Source organism: Dactylosporangium sp. NPDC051087 (assembly GCF_055586325.1).
The window spans coordinates 240,767-254,207 of the sequence record NZ_JBVJIJ010000008.1; the positions used below are offsets into that span (position 1 = coordinate 240,767).

Genomic DNA, 13,441 nt, shown 5'->3' on the forward strand with positions numbered 1-13,441 from the left:
AGGTGTTCAGCCATGCATGATGGGCCGGACCTCGACGGTCTCGCCGCGGAAGTAGCCGGGTGAGCCCTTGAACCCGCCCCAGATGGTGAGGGTGTCGCCGTCGAGCTCGTACACGTAGTCGAGGGTGTTGCCCTCCGCGTCGTACGCGCGGGCCTTGATCTCGACGCCGGGCTCCTCACCGAACAGGTGCTCCCGGCCGATGATCTCGGTCATCGAGACGCGGTGCCCGTCGTGGTCCAGGACGCCGCGCTGGACGAGGAAGTATCCGCCGTCGAGCCATTCGTAGGTGGTGGTGCCGGTCGCGCCGCCGGTGACCTTCCAGGTGCCGGCCAGCCGGCCGAGCCTGCGCAGCTCGTCGTCCACAGGCAGATTCATGATGCGCTCCTTCGTTCAGGTGGTGTCGCCTGATACCTCGGAGCGGACCGGCTCGTCTCGACAGACGAAGACGCCCCAGCCGAGAAATTCCCGCTGGTACGCCAGATACGACCGCCGCGACTCGTCGAGGTAGCGGCGCATGCTGCCGGCGTCGGGGTGGGTGGGGTGCTCGCGGAGCCACTCGTCGACGGTCCACCACTGCGCCGCCACGTAGCGGTCCCAGGAGTCGCGGTCGGCGAGGACCATCTCGACGAGGCCCAGCCCGGCGGCCGCCAGCCGGTCCAGGGTGCCGGCGAGCGACGTGAACTCGGCGAGGTCGGCCGGGATCCCGTCCGGCGGGGTCGCGGTCCAGTACGGCTCGCCGATCAGCATCAGCCCGCCCGGCCGCAGCGCGGGCCGCAGCAGCTCGGCGGTGCCGGCGAGGCCGCCGCCGATCCAGGTGGCGCCGATGCAGGACACGACGTCGTAGGACGCGTCGGCGGGGACGTCCTTGCCGGCGTCGCCGTGCCGGAACGTGACGCGGTCGCTGACGCCGAGCTCCCGGGCGCGCTCGTGCGCGGCGGCCAGGAACACCTCGCTGATGTCGACGCCCTCGCCGACCGTGCCGTACACGTCGGACCAGCGCACCAGCATCTCGCCCTTGCCGCAGGCGAGGTCCAGGTGGCGCTGGCCCGGGCCGAGCCGGCAGACGTCGCCGAGCAGCATGAGCTTGTCCTCGGTGAACGGGTTGAGGATCCGGTGCCCGGCCTCGGCGATCTCATGCTGTCGAAGGATGTCCATGCTGCACCCTCGCCGCCGCGGGCGCCGGTTGTCCACCGTTTTGTACAGCTCCGTTGAGGAACAGGTCGACGAGGTCGGCGGGCTCGCCGCCGGCCATGACCAGGTGGTGGAAGACCCGGGCGAGGTATTCGGGGTCGCGGCGCAGCCGGTCCTGCTCGGGCTCGAACAGCCCGGCGAGCGCGTCGACGGTGTCGGTCATCGAGTCCCGGCGCCGGTTCGGGTCGGGCGCGCCGCGGCGCGTCTCGGCCTTGCCGGTGCCGATCGCGCCCATCACCGCGGTCATCCGGGTCATGTACGCCCGGAGCGTCTCGACCGCCTCGACGAGCCGGTCCGCGAGGGGCTGGTCGAGGTCGATGGCCCGGACGTGGGCGAGGGTGTCGTCGCGGCGCAGCGCCTCGGCCATGCACGCGGCGAGCAGGGCGTCCTTGTCGGCGAACGCACGGAAGACGGTGCCCTCGCCGATCCCCGCGGCGCGGGCGACCTGCGCGGTGGTGACGGCGGTGCCGTACTCGACGACGAGCGGCAACGCGGCCGCGACGATCATCGCGCGCCGCTCGTCCGGGCTCAACGGCGATGCCCGCTTCTTCGGCTCAGTCATGCCTCAAGTCTGCGGAGTGAGTGCTCACTCCGTCAAGTCCCTCGCGGTCAGGGCGGCGGCGAGGTCGGCGGTCCGGCCCAGCAGGCGGGCGGTGGCGATCGGGTCCATGTAGTCCTGGTAGGAGACGATCTCGCCGTCGCGGACGCGGATGACGCCGAGGGCGTGGAAGCGGTACGGCTCGCCGGTCACCCCGGAGCGGCCGTAGTGCTCGATCTGGGCGACGACGACCTCGGGGTCGTCGGTCTCGCGGACGACCGCGTCGACGCCGTCCATCTCGAACAGGCGGCGAGAGCCCGAGGCGCCGCCGTGGTAGGCGCGGATCGCGTCCCGGCCGTGCAGCGCGCGGGGCTGGCCCGGCAGCGCGAACGGGTATTCCAGCACGCCGTCCTCGGCGAACAGGTCCGCGAAGACCACACCCTCGCCGGCCACCATCCGCCGGACCTGCTCGGCCACGTCGCGCGGTGATCGTGTCATGTCTCCCCCAAAGTACAATCGGAACGGTGACCCCGGTTAGACGATACGGAACGGTGGCCCCGGTTAGCAATGGCTGAGCAACCCATGCGCGCCGACGCCCGGCGCAACCGCGACCGCATCCTCGCCGCGGCCCGGGAGGCGTTCGCGGCGGCCGGGTTCGCCGTGCCCCTGGACGAGATCGCCGCCCGCGCCGGGGTCGGTCCCGGCACCGTCTACCGGCACTTCCCGACGAAAGAGGCGCTGTTCCAGGCCGTCATCACCGAACGCGTCACCGACCTCGTCGCCGAGGCGCGGCGGCGAGCCGCGGACGACGACGCGGGTGCGGCGTTCTTCGGGTTCCTGACCCTGCTGGGCGCCGAGGCCGCCGCCAAGCGGGACACCTCCGACGCCATGACCGTCCCCGGCCCGCTCGTCGGGGAGCTCCACGAAGCGGCCGGCGCGCTGCTCACCCGCGCGCAGGCCGCCGGGGCGGTCCGCCCGCAGGTCACCACGGAGGACCTGTTCGCGTTCCTGAAGAGCCTCCTGGCCACGGTCCACGAGACCGGCGACCGGGCCCGCGGCGAGCGGCTCCTGGCGATCCTGGCCGACGGCCTGCGAACCTCGCGGTAGCCGGTCAGCGCCCCGTGGAGGTCTCCGTGTACTGGCGGTAGTCGTACGCGCCGGGGGCGGCGATCGCCGCGCCGAGCGGGTCGATCAGCACGTCCTTCAGGGCGAGGGGCCCGCCGAGCAGGACACCGTCGGTGAGGGTCGCGGAGTTCCCCGAGAAGTACGCCTGGGTCGCCGGGGGCAGGCCGCCGACGGCCGCGAGCAGCAGCGGCCCGCCGTTCGCGCCGATCATCGCGCCGCCGGTCAGGGCGTCGAACCAGGTGGCGCCGGTCGCGACGGCGGCGGTGCGGGGGTTCGGGAAGAACGACTGCGCCACCAGCACGGCGGTCTCGTACTCGTCCTGCCCGGAGACGTTGATGACGAACGGATCCTGCGGCCAGGACGGCATCAGCCGGCGGCGTTTCGCGTCCAGCATCGCGTTCCACGCCGGTCCGCCGGCGGCGTAGATCCTGGTGGCGGGCGGCGCCTGCAGCGAGTTGAGGTACGAGGCGGTGGCCGCGGGCAGCGTCGCGCCCGCCGAGAGCACCACGACGGTGCCCGGGTTCGCGCCGGCGGCGGCCCCCGCGGCGAGCGCGTCGTAGTACTTCAGTGACGTCGCGACGATCACCGCGGACGGGGTGGGGGTGATGGCCTTCGCCACGGCGACCGCCGTCTCGTACTCGTCCTGCCCCCACAGCCGGACGGTCTTGTAGCCGAGGCCGGTCAGCGTCGACTCGACGGCCGCGGACAGGGCGACGGTCCCGCCGAGCAGGTAGACGGTGCCGCCGGGGGCGAGGACCCGCTGGATCTCCGCCTTCGCCTGGCCGTCCAGCGACCGGGGCGGCGTGATCAGCAGCGGCCCCTGCTTCACGATCGCGAGCGCGGACCCGCCGAGCGCGTCGAGGTACGTGTCGTCCCGGGACAGGACGACGGCCTTGGCGCCGCGGTCGGGCCAGTTGTACCGGGACGTCGCCACGGCGGTGCCGATCGCCGTCTGCCCCCAGACCCGGTGGACGGCGTTGCGGTTCACCGGCTGGCACGTCGGCTCGCTGCCCTTGGCGACCAGCAGCTCCACGGTCTTCGAAGCGACGTCGATCCGCTTGATCTTCGGGGTGCCGCCCTCGACGCTGGTGAACAGGATCGACAGCCCGTTCGTCGCCCACGCCGGGTCGGTGTTGGACGCGCTGCTGGTGCTGGCGGCCGTGGTCAGCTGGGTCGCGGCGGAGCCGTCGGCGGCGGCGATCCAGACCTGGCCGTCGCGCACGAACGCGAGTTTCGAGCTGTCCGGGGAGAAGTCCGGGGCGGCGGCGTTGTCCAGGACCTTCGTCACCGCCGCGGCGCTCTGCACCCGGTAGATCGCCGTCCCGAGCTGGCACACGACGGTGCCGTCGGCGGCGACGGCGGCCGCGGAGGCGCCGGCGACGCTGGTCAGCTCGGTGCCGGTCGCACCGGAGAGCACGTTGCCGGACGCGTTGTGGACCAGCAGCTTCGCACCGGTGGCGGTGACGCCGGTGTAGATGACGTTCGCGCCGTCGTGGGTGTAGACCGGCTCGGTGGCGTCGAAGCCCAGCGGGCCGCGGACCTTGACGCGTTCGGTGCCGTCGGCGCGGACGGAGAAGACCGTGTTGTCGGAGGTGTACACGAACCGGCTGCCGTCCGGTGACCAGCAGCCGGACCCGGCGGTCACGCCCGAGGCGAGGACCCGGGCGTTGTTGCCGTCGAGGTCGGCCCACCAGATCTGGTCGCCGCGCTTGTACGTGAGGCCGGCGGTCTTGCCGGGCAGGGACGCGTTCGCGGTGCGCTGGCCGGGGATGAGGCCGGACATCGCGGTGCCGGTCGCGGCGGCGACCGCTCCGAGCATCGCGGACCGTCGTGTCAGCGCGAACGCCACCGTGCTCCCCCAAGCTGTCCGGTCGCCGGCCGCCCGGCGATCACCCGGCCATCTTAGGGTCAGCCGTGACGCTCAGGTCGCCGTTCTCGTCGATGCGCACGTCATAGACCCGCAACGCCGGCTGGCCGGTGGTGGAGCAGCCGGTCGCAAGGTCGTACACATGCTGATGCAACGGACATATGACGACCTTCGCGTCGATGAGCCCGTCGGCGAGGGGCCCGCCGGCGTGCGGGCAGATCGCGGACACGGCCCGGACCCCGCCGCCGCGCAGCCGGAACACCGCGACCTGCTCCCCGTCCACGACGTAGACCCGGCCCTCACCCTCGGGGATGTCGGCGGCGGGTCCGAGGACGCCGGTCATCGGACCGGCACCTGCGGCAGCACGACCAGCGGCAGCGACGTGCGGAACTGGCCCGGCACCGCCGGGTCGAGGCCTTCCTTCCACGGGTCTCGGTACGCGGCCACCGCCGCCTCCATCCGTTCGTCGAGGCCCGCGCCGAGCCCTTCGCCGTCGGCGACGATCAGGTCGCGCAGGCGTTCGATGCCGAGCCGCGGCACGAACGCGTAGGTGCGTTCCAGCCAGTTGGCGTTCTCCCGGTAGTACTGCAGGAACCGGCCCGTCAACCGCATGACCTCGTCGGGAGTGTCGACGGTGGCGAGCAGGTCACCCTTGCGGATGTGCGCGCCGGCGGCGCCGCCGACGTAGATCTCCCACCGGCCGCCGTCGATCGCGACGACGCCGAGGTCCTTCACGTACGCCTCGGCGCAGTTGCGCGGGCAGCCGGTGACGGCGAGCTTCATCTTGCCGGGGCTCTCCAGGCCCTGGAAGCGGGTCTCGATCGCGATGCCGAGGGCGGTGGAGTCGCCGACGCCGAAGCGGCAGTAGTCGGACCCGACGCACGTCTTCACGGTCCGCATGCTCTTGCCGTACGCGTACCCGGACGGCATGTCGAGGTCCGCCCAGACGGCCGGCAGGTCCTCCTTGCGGATGCCGAGCAGGTCGATGCGCTGCCCGCCGGTGAGCTTGACCAGCGGGACGGCGTACTTGTCGGCGACGTCGGCGATGCGGCGCAGCTGCTCGGGGGTGGTGACGCCGCCCTTCATCTGCGGCACGACGGAGAACGTGCCGTCGCGCTGGATGTTGGCGTGGACGCGGTCGTTGATGAACCTGGCGCCGCGTTCGTCGACGTAGTCGTCGCCCCACAGCATCCGCAGCAGCGACACGAGTCCCATCTTGCTTCTCGCGTCCTCCTCACCACCGGCGAGCGCGTCGAAGACCGCGGAGACGCTGCGGAGGCCCTGGTCGCGGATCGCCGCGATGAGCTCCGGTTTCGTCATCGGTACGCCCGGCACGTACCAGTTGGCGGACGGGTCCTCCTCGGCGGCGCCGCCGGCGGCCCAGTCCACGATCTGCTTGACCAGGGACTTGCAGGAGCCGCAGCCTTTCCCGGCCCTGGTCCGTTCCATGACCCCGGACAGGGTCTGCACGGTCTTCGCCGCGTCGGTGATCGCCGCCTTGCTCACGCCGTTGCAGTTGCACACCTGCGCGTCCGGGGCGAGCTCGGCGGCGCTGTCCTCGTCGGCGGGCGCACCCAGGTCGAACAGGAGCCGGACCCGGTCCTCGGGCAGCGGCAGCCCCTGGTCGAACGCCTGCATGAGGAACCCGACCTTCGCCACGTCGCCGAGCAGGGTCGCGCCGACGAGCCGGCCGTCGCGGATGATGACGCTCTTGTACACGCCGCGGGCCGGCTCGGCGAACACCACGAACTCGTCACCCTCCGCGGGGGTGGTGATCCCCATGGCGGCGACGTCGACACCGGCGACCTTCAGCTTCGTCGCCGTCCGCGACCCGTGATAGGCGGCCTTCTCGTTGCGGCCGGTGACGTGATCAGCGAGCACCCTTGCCTGCTCCCACAGCGGCGCGACCAGGCCGTACGTCTCGCCGCGATGCTGGACGCACTCCCCCACGGCGTAGATGTCAGGCTCGTCGAGGCACCGCAGCTGGTCGTCGACGACGATCCCGCGTTCCACGGTGAGGCCGCTGACCTCCGCGAGGGTCGTGTTGGGGCGGATCCCGGCGGCGACGACGACCATGTCGCAGGGGATGACCCGCCCGTCGGCCAACCGGACGCCCTGCACCTTCTCCTTGCCTTCGATCGCGTCGGTACGGGCGGCGAGCTCGACACCGATGCCGAGCCGTTCGACACCGGCCTTCAGGATCGCCCCGCCCTGCGCGTCGAGCTGCGCGTTCATCAGGTGCCCGGCGGCGTGCACGAGCGTCACCGCGACCCCGTGCCGCTGCAGCCCGCGCGCCGCCTCCAGGCCCAGCAGCCCGCCACCGATCACGACGGCGCGTTCGTGGTCCCGCGCGTACCGGATCATGCCGCGGGTGTCGTCGATCGTCCGGAACGTGAACACACCCTGGTGGTAGCCGCGTTTCGGGTGGTGCATGTTCGCGATCGGCGGGATGAAGGGCCGGCTGCCGGTGGCGATGACCAGCTTGTCGTAGCGCAGCTCGTTGCCCCGGTCGTCGAGGACGACCTTCGCGAACCGGTCGATCCGCTCGACCTTCACCCCCGCCCGCAGGTCGATGCCATTCGCGGCGTACCACGGCAGGCTGTTGAGGAAGATCCCGTCCTCGTCCTCCGCCCCGGACAGCACGTTGGACAGCATGATCCGGTTGTAGTTGCCGTACGGCTCCTCACCGAACATCGTGATGGTGAAGCGTTCCCCGCCGCCGCGTTCGAGGATCTCCTCCACGGCCCGCGCGCCGGCCATCCCGTTGCCGATGACGACGAGTCGCTGCATCGCCCCTACACCTCCACGAGCCCGAGGTCGACGACGATCGCCCCGGTGACCCCTTCGGGCGCCCCGACGAGCAGCTCCACGACGGTCCCGCCGTCCAGGTCCTCCACGACCCGCAGCGGCACGTGGACGTCGCTCTTCGCGCCGATCGGGAAGTACCGCATCGGCACGCCGTCCCTGGTCAGCACCACGTAGACGAGCTCACCGCTGGTGTTGCCGCCGCGGAAGTACACCGTCTGCGCGACCACCCCCACCGGCACCGTGTAGCTCAGCGCCGCGTCGAGGGGCACCGGCGCCTCGATCCCTTTCCCGGCGAACGGGAACACACCCTGCAGAAACCGTGGCGTCGACCGCACGCGACCCCGTCCTCTCCTCGTCGTCCCGCGGTCGATCCTGTCCACCCGCCGTTACACCCCAGTACCGCCCCTGTTACACCCCGTGGAGCGACTCCTCTTCCCCCGCCCGGGCACACTGTGAGCCCCCTGCCGTGTGCTCAGCTGATGTCGGCGCCGTAGACGTGGTCGACGGTCATCGTCATCAGGACCCGGCGGTCGGCGACCATGACGGCCCGGTACTCGTCCCAGTCGGAGTGCTCGCCGGCGGCGCGGCGGTAGTAGTCGACGAGGGCCTCGACCTCGGGTCCGTGCGGGTCGGTGCCGGGGCCGGTGAGCGTCGCGACGCCCTCCGCCGTCGCCCAGGACCTGCCGTCGGGGCCGGTGACCTCGAGCGTGGCCCGCGGGTCGCGGCGCAGGTTCGCGGTCTTCGCCCGGCCCTGCGTCATCGACACGAGGATCACCCCGGCGTCGCGGTCGTAGAACGGCATCACCGGCGACAGCTGCGGCCGCCCGTCGCTCTTGATCGTGGCCAGTACACCCAGCCTGCTGGCAGCGAGCAGCTCACGAGGATCAAACGTCATGCCCCCATCATCCGCCTGCGCCCGGGCCGGTGCCGCCGGTCGCGCGGCATTAACATGCGCGGATGGAGCAGCGGGCGGCGCATGCGCGGTTCATCCGTGGCACGCGGGTTCCCGTGGAGATCGCGCGGCGGCTGGTCGAGCTCGGGCGGGCCGACATGGTGCGGGTCCGGGCGGCGGGCGGCGACCCGCACTGCGCGCAGGTCCTCGCCGGGCGGGACCCCGACGACGCCGCGCTGGACCAGTTCACGGGCGCGGGCTGGTGGCCGGTCCTGCGGGCGAAGGCCGCTGCCCTGCACGCCAGGGGCCGCACCGGTGACGCCGTCGACCTGCTGAGCCCGTGGACCGGTGACCAGCTCGTCGTCGGTGAGGTCGCCCGGCTGCTGGCGGCGCAGGGCCGGGTCGACGACGCGTTCGCGATCCTGACCCCACGCGCCGGAGAGCCGGGGCCGGCCCGCACGCTGCTCGACATCGCGACCGCGGCGGGCCGCGCCGACCAGGCCGTCGCCGTCCTGCGGCCGCACGCCGGGACGGGACGCCACGCGGCCGCGCTGATCGCCGACGATCTGGAGCGGCGCGGGGACGTCGACGGCGCGCTCGCGGTCCTGCGGCGGCTCGGCGCGGAGGGCCTGGACCAGGCCGCGCGGCTGCTGTACCAGCACGAGCGGGTCGCGGACCTGCGCGCGTGGCTCGCCGAGCGCGGCGACGAGCGGCTCGCGTCCCGGCTGGCCGGGCTGCTGGAGCGGCGGGGTGACGTGGACGGCGCCGCCGCCGTGCTGCGGCCGTTCGACGAGGTGGAGGTCGCCCGCCTGTACGCCAGGAACGGCCGGAGCACGGAAGCCGTCGCGCTGCTGACCGGGCTCCTGGCGGCCGGCGACGGCGAGCCCGGCTACGCCTATCTCGCGCTCGGCGAGGTCGCGCCCGGGCAGGCGCTGGCGCTGCTCGACGAGGAGGCCGACCCGGACCTGTTCATGCTCAAGGTCGACCTGCTCGTCGAGCAGGGCAGGGCCGGCGAGGCGATCGCCGCGCTGCGGGACCGGCGCCCCGGCGACGAGTGGTTCCCGCAGTGGCGGCTCGCCGAGCTGCTGACCGGTCAGGGCCGCGACGACGAGGCGATCGCCGTCCTGACCGTGCCGAAGGCGTCGGCGAACGCGGCGCTGCTCGCCGACCTGCTGCTGCGGCGGGGTGCGGTCCAGGACGCCCTCGACGCCCTGGACCGCTACCACGACCTCAGAGCGCCGCGGTGAGCGCCGCCTTCGCGGCCCGGCTCGCGTCGTCGACCAGGACCTCGGAGCGGCCTGACGCGACCCCGTCCAGCGCGGCGGCGACTACGACCGCCGGGTCGAGCTTCGGCACGTCCCAGCCGGCCATCATGTCCGTGTCGGCGGCGCCGAGGTGCACGCCCGTCACGTGGGTGCCCTGCGCCGCCAGTTCCAGGCGCACGCCGTTGGTGAGGCTCCACTGGGCGGCCTTCGCGGCGCTGTAGGAGTTCGCGCCGTCGTAGTTCGCCCAGGACAGCAGCGACAGGACGTTGAGGATCGCGCCGCCGCCGTTCGCGGCAAGGACCGGCGCGAACGCCCGGATCACGTGCAGCGTCCCGAAGTAGTGCGTCTCCATCTCCAGGCGGATGGCGTCCAGGGGGCCGTCGACGAGGTTGGTGTACGTGGCGACGCCCGCGTTGTTCACCGGCCACGCCACCCCGCAGACGCTGCGGCTGCTCGCCGGCGAACGCGACAGCATCGACGCGCGGATCGCCGCCGCCGAGGCCAGCGTCACCGACGGCTGCCGCACCTGAGCCGAGCCCGGTCCCGGTGCCGGGGGCGGTCAGGCTCGGCTACCGTGCGGTGGCATGCCGTCGCTTCTGACTCCCGCACTGCCCGCAGGGACGCTCGCCGCGTCGATCCAGCCGGTACTGGACGGCGACGGCGTCCGGCTGCGGCCGTGGCGGGCGGCGGACGCGGGCACCGTCGTCGCCGCGTACGCCGACCCTGACATCCAGCGCTGGCACTGCCGGACGATGACGGCCGCCGAGGCGCGGGACTGGGTCGCCCGCTGGCCGGACCGGTGGCGGGCGGAGACCGGAGCGGGCTGGGCCGTCACCGGTCAGGACGGTGTCGCCGGGCAGATCAGTCTCCGCACGATCGACCTGTTCGAGGGTCTCGCGGAGGTGTCGTACTGGGTGCTCCCGCACGCCCGCGGCCGGGGCACCGCGGGCCGGGCGCTGAGCACGCTGACCGACTGGGCGTTCGGCACCCTCGGCCTGCACAGGATCGTCGTGTGCCACTCCACGGCCAACCACGCCTCGTGCCGGGTGGCGGAGCGGGCCGGCTACCTCCTGGAGGGCACGAAACGCGGCGAGGTCCGGCACGCGGACGGCTGGCACGACATGCACCTGCACGCCAGAGTCACGCCACAGGTCACGCCACGGGTCACGCCATGAACTCGCTGACCGGGCGCAGCCGCACCCGCAGCGTCGACACCGCGAGGGCGCTGTCGAGCCGGACGTCGAGGGGCCGGTTCGGGAACAGGTCCCGGCTGCGCGCCGCCGGGATCGCGGCCGGGTCGAGCCCGTCCCGGATCGCGACGAGCACGCCCAGGTCGTACCGGCTGAGCGGCGCAGGACCGGCGATGTTGAGGATCCCGCGGTGCCCACCGGCGGCGACCTCCAGCAGCGCCGCGGCGAGATCGTCGACGTGGACCGGCATGCGGATCTCGTCGGTGAACAGCGCCCCGCTGACCCGCCCGGTCGCGAGGTCGTGGGTGAGGACCTCGTGCGCGCCGCCGTGCTCAGGGCCGTCGCCGAGGATCGTCGAGGTCCGGATCAGCGCCGCGCCCGGGTGGATCGCCGCGACGGCGGTCTCGGCGGCGGCCTTCGCGGCGCCGTACCGGTAGGTCGGGTCGGGCAGCGCGGACTCGTCGTAAGTGGACCTCCCGGCCGGAGAACACGGCGTCGCTGGACATGTGCACGAGCCGTACCCCGGCCGCCGCGGCGGCGACCGCGACGTGGGCGGCACCGTCGGCGAGCGACGCCCAGTCGCCGCGGTCCCGGCCGGCGGCGGTGTGGATGACCACGTCGGGGCGGGTGTCGCGGAACACGGCGGCGACCTGGTCGCGGTCGCGGATGTCCAGGCGCCGGTCGCCGCCGGGTGCGGGGGTCGCGAAATAGGTGCCGGTGACGGTCCAGCCGGCGGCCTGCGCCTGCTCGTACACGCGCCGCCCGAGCGAACCGGTCGCGCCGGTCACCAGCAGATTCCCCGTCATGTTCCCCGACATCGCCGGCGAGTTTACGGCGCCGGCCAGGTTTCCGCGGCCCCGAACCACCGGGCCAGACTTACGTCGAGTGCGGCCTGGTCGTCGCCGGCCCACGCGATGTGCCCGTCCGGGCGCAGCAGGACCGAGGGCATCGGCAGCTCGTGGGTGACGCGGTCGACGCGGCCCGCCCAGCCGTGCACGGACAGCGTGCCCGTCCCGTCGAGCAGCAGCCCTCTGCCGTGCCGCATCAGCGTGTACAGGCGGGCCTGCCCGATCGTGACGTCCCGCATCCGCCGGCCGACCAGGTCGGGGCCGGGGCCGAGGTCGTACCGGACGCCGATGGCGGTGATCTTCTCGGTGAGGTGCCGGCTGACGTCCTCGAACTCCATGAGCTCCGCCAGCAGCCGCCGCACCGGCTGCGCGCCGGGGTCCATCAGCATCGTCTGCGCCCTGGTGTTGTCCAGGACGTCGGCGGCGACCGGGTGCCGTTCGTCGTGGTACGTGTCCAGCAGCCCGCCGGTCGCCCAGCCGGCGACGGCGGCGGCGAGTTTCCAGCCGAGGTTGAACGCGTCCTGGATGCCGAGGTTCAGCCCCTGCCCGCCCAGCGGCGGGTGGACGTGGGCGGCGTCGCCGGCGAGGAAGACCCTGCCGGCCCGGTACCGCTCCGCCAGGCGGGTCCCGTCGCCGAACCGGGACAGCCACCGTGGCGAGTGCACCCCGAAGTCCGTTCCCGCGTACCGGCGCAGCTGCCGCCGGAAGTCCTCCAGGGTCGGCGCGGCGGCCCGGTCCTCGGCGACGCCGTCGGCGGGCACGACGACCCGCCACCTGTCCGAGTCCCCGGCGGGTCCCAGTCCGAACCGCAGCTGGGTCTTGCGGATCTCGGCGACGACGCTGTGCACGGTCTCGGCCGGCGCGGCCACCTCCATCTCGCCGAGGAGGGTGTCGGCGCGGCTGGGCTCGCCGGGGAACGCGACGCCGAGCAGCTTCCGCACGGTGCTCCGCCCGCCGTCGCAGCCGACGAGGTATCGGCAGCTGCGCTGGTCGCCGTCGCGCAGGGTCACGGTGACCCCGTCGGCGTCCTGGCGCAGCCCGGTGACCTCGGCGCCTCTGCGCAGTTCGGCGCCGGCCGCCGTGGCGTGCTCGGCGAGGATGCGCTCGGTCTCCGGTTGCGGGATGCCCAGGACGTACGCGTGGGCGCTGTCCAGGTCGGGTGCCGGTTTGACGATCCCGGCGAACGACCCGCCGACGGGGTGCTTCCGGCCGCGTTCGAGGAACCGCTCCAGGAGGCCACGCTGGTCCATCACCTCGATGCTGCGCACGTGCAGGCCGAGGGACCGCACGTGGGCCGGTGGTCGCGTGTCCTTCTCCAGTACGACCACGTCGACGCCGTGCAGCCGCAGCTCGGCGGCGAGCATGAGCCCTGTCGGCCCGCCACCTGCGATGATCACGTCACTGTTCGTCACAAATCGTGCATTCTGCCGCGCACCCCGGGTCTTGCCGCAAGCCCCGGGGTGCGGTATACGTTAAGAGTGGCAGGGAGTTGTTCTCCTTGCCTTTCTTCGTTTTCAGAACGCGAACGAGTTGAACGGTTCCGGATCGGTGCGGAAGATCCGGCCGAGGTCCGGGGGGGGGGGGGGGGGGGGGGGGGTGGGGCGGGGGGGGGGGGGGGGGGGGGGGGGGGGGGGGGGGGTCGGCGGAGGGGGGGGGGGGGGGGGGGGAGGGGGTGAGGGCGTCAACCAAACAAACCGCACAACAAGTCGGGGCCACG

17 protein-coding genes are annotated in these 13,441 nt (G+C 73.1%); 4 read left to right on the forward strand and 13 right to left on the reverse strand.

The window, feature by feature from the left end; translation table 11 throughout:
- Positions 1-6: 6 nt before the first annotated feature.
- From ACZ6TV_RS17550 to ACZ6TV_RS17565, 4 genes are read right to left on the reverse strand one after another with little or no spacing between them, the layout of a single operon-like run.
- Positions 7-375, reverse strand: a complete 369-nt coding sequence (locus ACZ6TV_RS17550) for a hypothetical protein (protein ID WP_465298221.1) — start codon at positions 373-375, stop codon at positions 7-9.
- A gap of 15 nt (positions 376-390) precedes the next feature.
- Positions 391-1,155, reverse strand: coding sequence for an SAM-dependent methyltransferase (locus ACZ6TV_RS17555; protein ID WP_465298222.1), 765 nt, complete (start codon positions 1,153-1,155; stop codon positions 391-393).
- Entirely contained in the window at positions 1,133-1,753 is a 621-nt protein-coding gene (locus tag ACZ6TV_RS17560; RefSeq protein WP_465298223.1) for a TetR/AcrR family transcriptional regulator, read from the reverse strand. The genes ACZ6TV_RS17555 and ACZ6TV_RS17560 overlap by 23 nt, the downstream gene beginning before the upstream one ends.
- Positions 1,754-1,777: 24 nt before the next feature.
- The gene (locus tag ACZ6TV_RS17565; RefSeq protein WP_465298224.1) at positions 1,778-2,227 is read right to left on the reverse strand and encodes a nuclear transport factor 2 family protein; all 450 of its coding nucleotides are present in this window, start codon (positions 2,225-2,227) and stop codon (positions 1,778-1,780) included.
- A 69-nt stretch (positions 2,228-2,296) separates the two neighbouring features.
- Here ACZ6TV_RS17565 and ACZ6TV_RS17570 point away from each other — a divergent pair, with 69 nt between their 5' ends.
- Complete coding sequence (locus tag ACZ6TV_RS17570; protein ID WP_465298225.1) at positions 2,297-2,836, forward strand: TetR/AcrR family transcriptional regulator; 540 nt, start codon at positions 2,297-2,299, stop codon at positions 2,834-2,836.
- Between the two features lie 4 nt (positions 2,837-2,840).
- On the opposite strand, the gene ACZ6TV_RS17575 is transcribed toward ACZ6TV_RS17570, so the two are convergent.
- The 5 genes from ACZ6TV_RS17575 to ACZ6TV_RS17595 all read right to left on the reverse strand — a co-directional run bounded on the left by ACZ6TV_RS17575 (position 2,841) and on the right by ACZ6TV_RS17595 (position 8,424).
- The gene (locus tag ACZ6TV_RS17575; protein ID WP_465298226.1) at positions 2,841-4,703 is read right to left on the reverse strand and encodes a cell wall-binding repeat-containing protein; all 1,863 of its coding nucleotides are present in this window, start codon (positions 4,701-4,703) and stop codon (positions 2,841-2,843) included.
- A 40-nt stretch (positions 4,704-4,743) separates the two neighbouring features.
- The gene (locus ACZ6TV_RS17580) at positions 4,744-5,064 is read right to left on the reverse strand and encodes a Rieske (2Fe-2S) protein (RefSeq protein ID WP_465298227.1); all 321 of its coding nucleotides are present in this window, start codon (positions 5,062-5,064) and stop codon (positions 4,744-4,746) included.
- Entirely contained in the window at positions 5,061-7,511 is a 2,451-nt protein-coding gene (gene nirB, locus ACZ6TV_RS17585) for a nitrite reductase large subunit NirB (protein WP_465298228.1), read from the reverse strand. Before nirB ends, ACZ6TV_RS17580 begins: the two co-directional genes overlap by 4 nt.
- Before the next feature lie 5 nt (positions 7,512-7,516).
- Positions 7,517-7,864, reverse strand: a complete 348-nt coding sequence (locus tag ACZ6TV_RS17590; RefSeq protein WP_465298229.1) for a molybdopterin oxidoreductase — start codon at positions 7,862-7,864, stop codon at positions 7,517-7,519.
- A 137-nt stretch (positions 7,865-8,001) separates the two neighbouring features.
- Positions 8,002-8,424, reverse strand: a complete 423-nt coding sequence (locus ACZ6TV_RS17595) for a PPOX class F420-dependent oxidoreductase (protein ID WP_465298230.1) — start codon at positions 8,422-8,424, stop codon at positions 8,002-8,004.
- Between the two features lie 62 nt (positions 8,425-8,486).
- On the opposite strand from ACZ6TV_RS17595, the gene ACZ6TV_RS17600 reads away from it, so the two are divergent.
- Positions 8,487-9,668 (forward strand): hypothetical protein, encoded by a 1,182-nt coding sequence (locus tag ACZ6TV_RS17600; protein WP_465298231.1) that lies wholly within the window; start codon positions 8,487-8,489, stop codon positions 9,666-9,668.
- Here ACZ6TV_RS17600 and ACZ6TV_RS17605 read toward each other — a convergent pair.
- A complete protein-coding gene (locus ACZ6TV_RS17605; RefSeq protein ID WP_465298232.1) occupies positions 9,652-10,107 on the reverse strand; it encodes an SDR family NAD(P)-dependent oxidoreductase in 456 nt (151 codons plus the stop codon). The two genes, ACZ6TV_RS17600 and ACZ6TV_RS17605, sit on opposite strands and share 17 nt — an antisense overlap.
- On the opposite strand from ACZ6TV_RS17605, the gene ACZ6TV_RS17610 reads away from it, so the two are divergent.
- Positions 10,085-10,216, forward strand: coding sequence for a hypothetical protein (locus ACZ6TV_RS17610; RefSeq protein WP_465298233.1), 132 nt, complete (start codon positions 10,085-10,087; stop codon positions 10,214-10,216). The genes ACZ6TV_RS17605 and ACZ6TV_RS17610 overlap by 23 nt on opposite strands.
- A 54-nt stretch (positions 10,217-10,270) precedes the next feature.
- The gene (locus ACZ6TV_RS17615) at positions 10,271-10,861 is read left to right on the forward strand and encodes a GNAT family N-acetyltransferase (protein WP_465298234.1); all 591 of its coding nucleotides are present in this window, start codon (positions 10,271-10,273) and stop codon (positions 10,859-10,861) included.
- Here the strand turns inward: ACZ6TV_RS17615 and ACZ6TV_RS17620 are convergent.
- The 3 genes from ACZ6TV_RS17620 to rox are packed head-to-tail and all read right to left on the reverse strand — an operon-like array spanning position 10,851 to position 13,121.
- Complete coding sequence (locus tag ACZ6TV_RS17620) at positions 10,851-11,327, reverse strand: sugar nucleotide-binding protein (protein ID WP_465298335.1); 477 nt, start codon at positions 11,325-11,327, stop codon at positions 10,851-10,853. The two genes, ACZ6TV_RS17615 and ACZ6TV_RS17620, sit on opposite strands and share 11 nt — an antisense overlap.
- Positions 11,209-11,682 (reverse strand): sugar nucleotide-binding protein, encoded by a 474-nt coding sequence (locus ACZ6TV_RS17625; protein WP_465298235.1) that lies wholly within the window; start codon positions 11,680-11,682, stop codon positions 11,209-11,211. Before ACZ6TV_RS17625 ends, ACZ6TV_RS17620 begins: the two co-directional genes overlap by 119 nt.
- Before the next feature lie 23 nt (positions 11,683-11,705).
- Positions 11,706-13,121: a rifampin monooxygenase gene (gene rox, locus ACZ6TV_RS17630; protein ID WP_465298236.1), complete on the reverse strand. Its 1,416-nt coding sequence runs from the start codon at positions 13,119-13,121 to the stop codon at positions 11,706-11,708.
- Positions 13,122-13,441 lie beyond the last annotated feature (320 nt).

Excerpts from the sequence above, each read along its gene's own strand:
- ACZ6TV_RS17570 (WP_465298225.1), top strand. The coding sequence starts at position 2,297 with ATGGCTGAGCAACCCATGCGCGCCGACGCCCGGCGCAACCGCGACCGC.
- ACZ6TV_RS17595 (WP_465298230.1), bottom strand. The coding sequence starts at position 8,424 with ATGACGTTTGATCCTCGTGAGCTGCTCGCTGCCAGCAGGCTGGGTGTA.
- ACZ6TV_RS17580 (WP_465298227.1), bottom strand. The coding sequence starts at position 5,064 with ATGACCGGCGTCCTCGGACCCGCCGCCGACATCCCCGAGGGTGAGGGC.
- ACZ6TV_RS17550 (WP_465298221.1), bottom strand. The coding sequence starts at position 375 with ATGAATCTGCCTGTGGACGACGAGCTGCGCAGGCTCGGCCGGCTGGCC.
- nirB (WP_465298228.1), bottom strand. The coding sequence starts at position 7,511 with ATGCAGCGACTCGTCGTCATCGGCAACGGGATGGCCGGCGCGCGGGCC.
- ACZ6TV_RS17600 (WP_465298231.1), top strand. The coding sequence starts at position 8,487 with ATGGAGCAGCGGGCGGCGCATGCGCGGTTCATCCGTGGCACGCGGGTT.
- ACZ6TV_RS17615 (WP_465298234.1), top strand. The coding sequence starts at position 10,271 with ATGCCGTCGCTTCTGACTCCCGCACTGCCCGCAGGGACGCTCGCCGCG.
- ACZ6TV_RS17560 (WP_465298223.1), bottom strand. The coding sequence starts at position 1,753 with ATGACTGAGCCGAAGAAGCGGGCATCGCCGTTGAGCCCGGACGAGCGG.
- ACZ6TV_RS17555 (WP_465298222.1), bottom strand. The coding sequence starts at position 1,155 with ATGGACATCCTTCGACAGCATGAGATCGCCGAGGCCGGGCACCGGATC.
- ACZ6TV_RS17625 (WP_465298235.1), bottom strand. The coding sequence starts at position 11,682 with ATGACGGGGAATCTGCTGGTGACCGGCGCGACCGGTTCGCTCGGGCGG.
- ACZ6TV_RS17565 (WP_465298224.1), bottom strand. The coding sequence starts at position 2,227 with ATGACACGATCACCGCGCGACGTGGCCGAGCAGGTCCGGCGGATGGTG.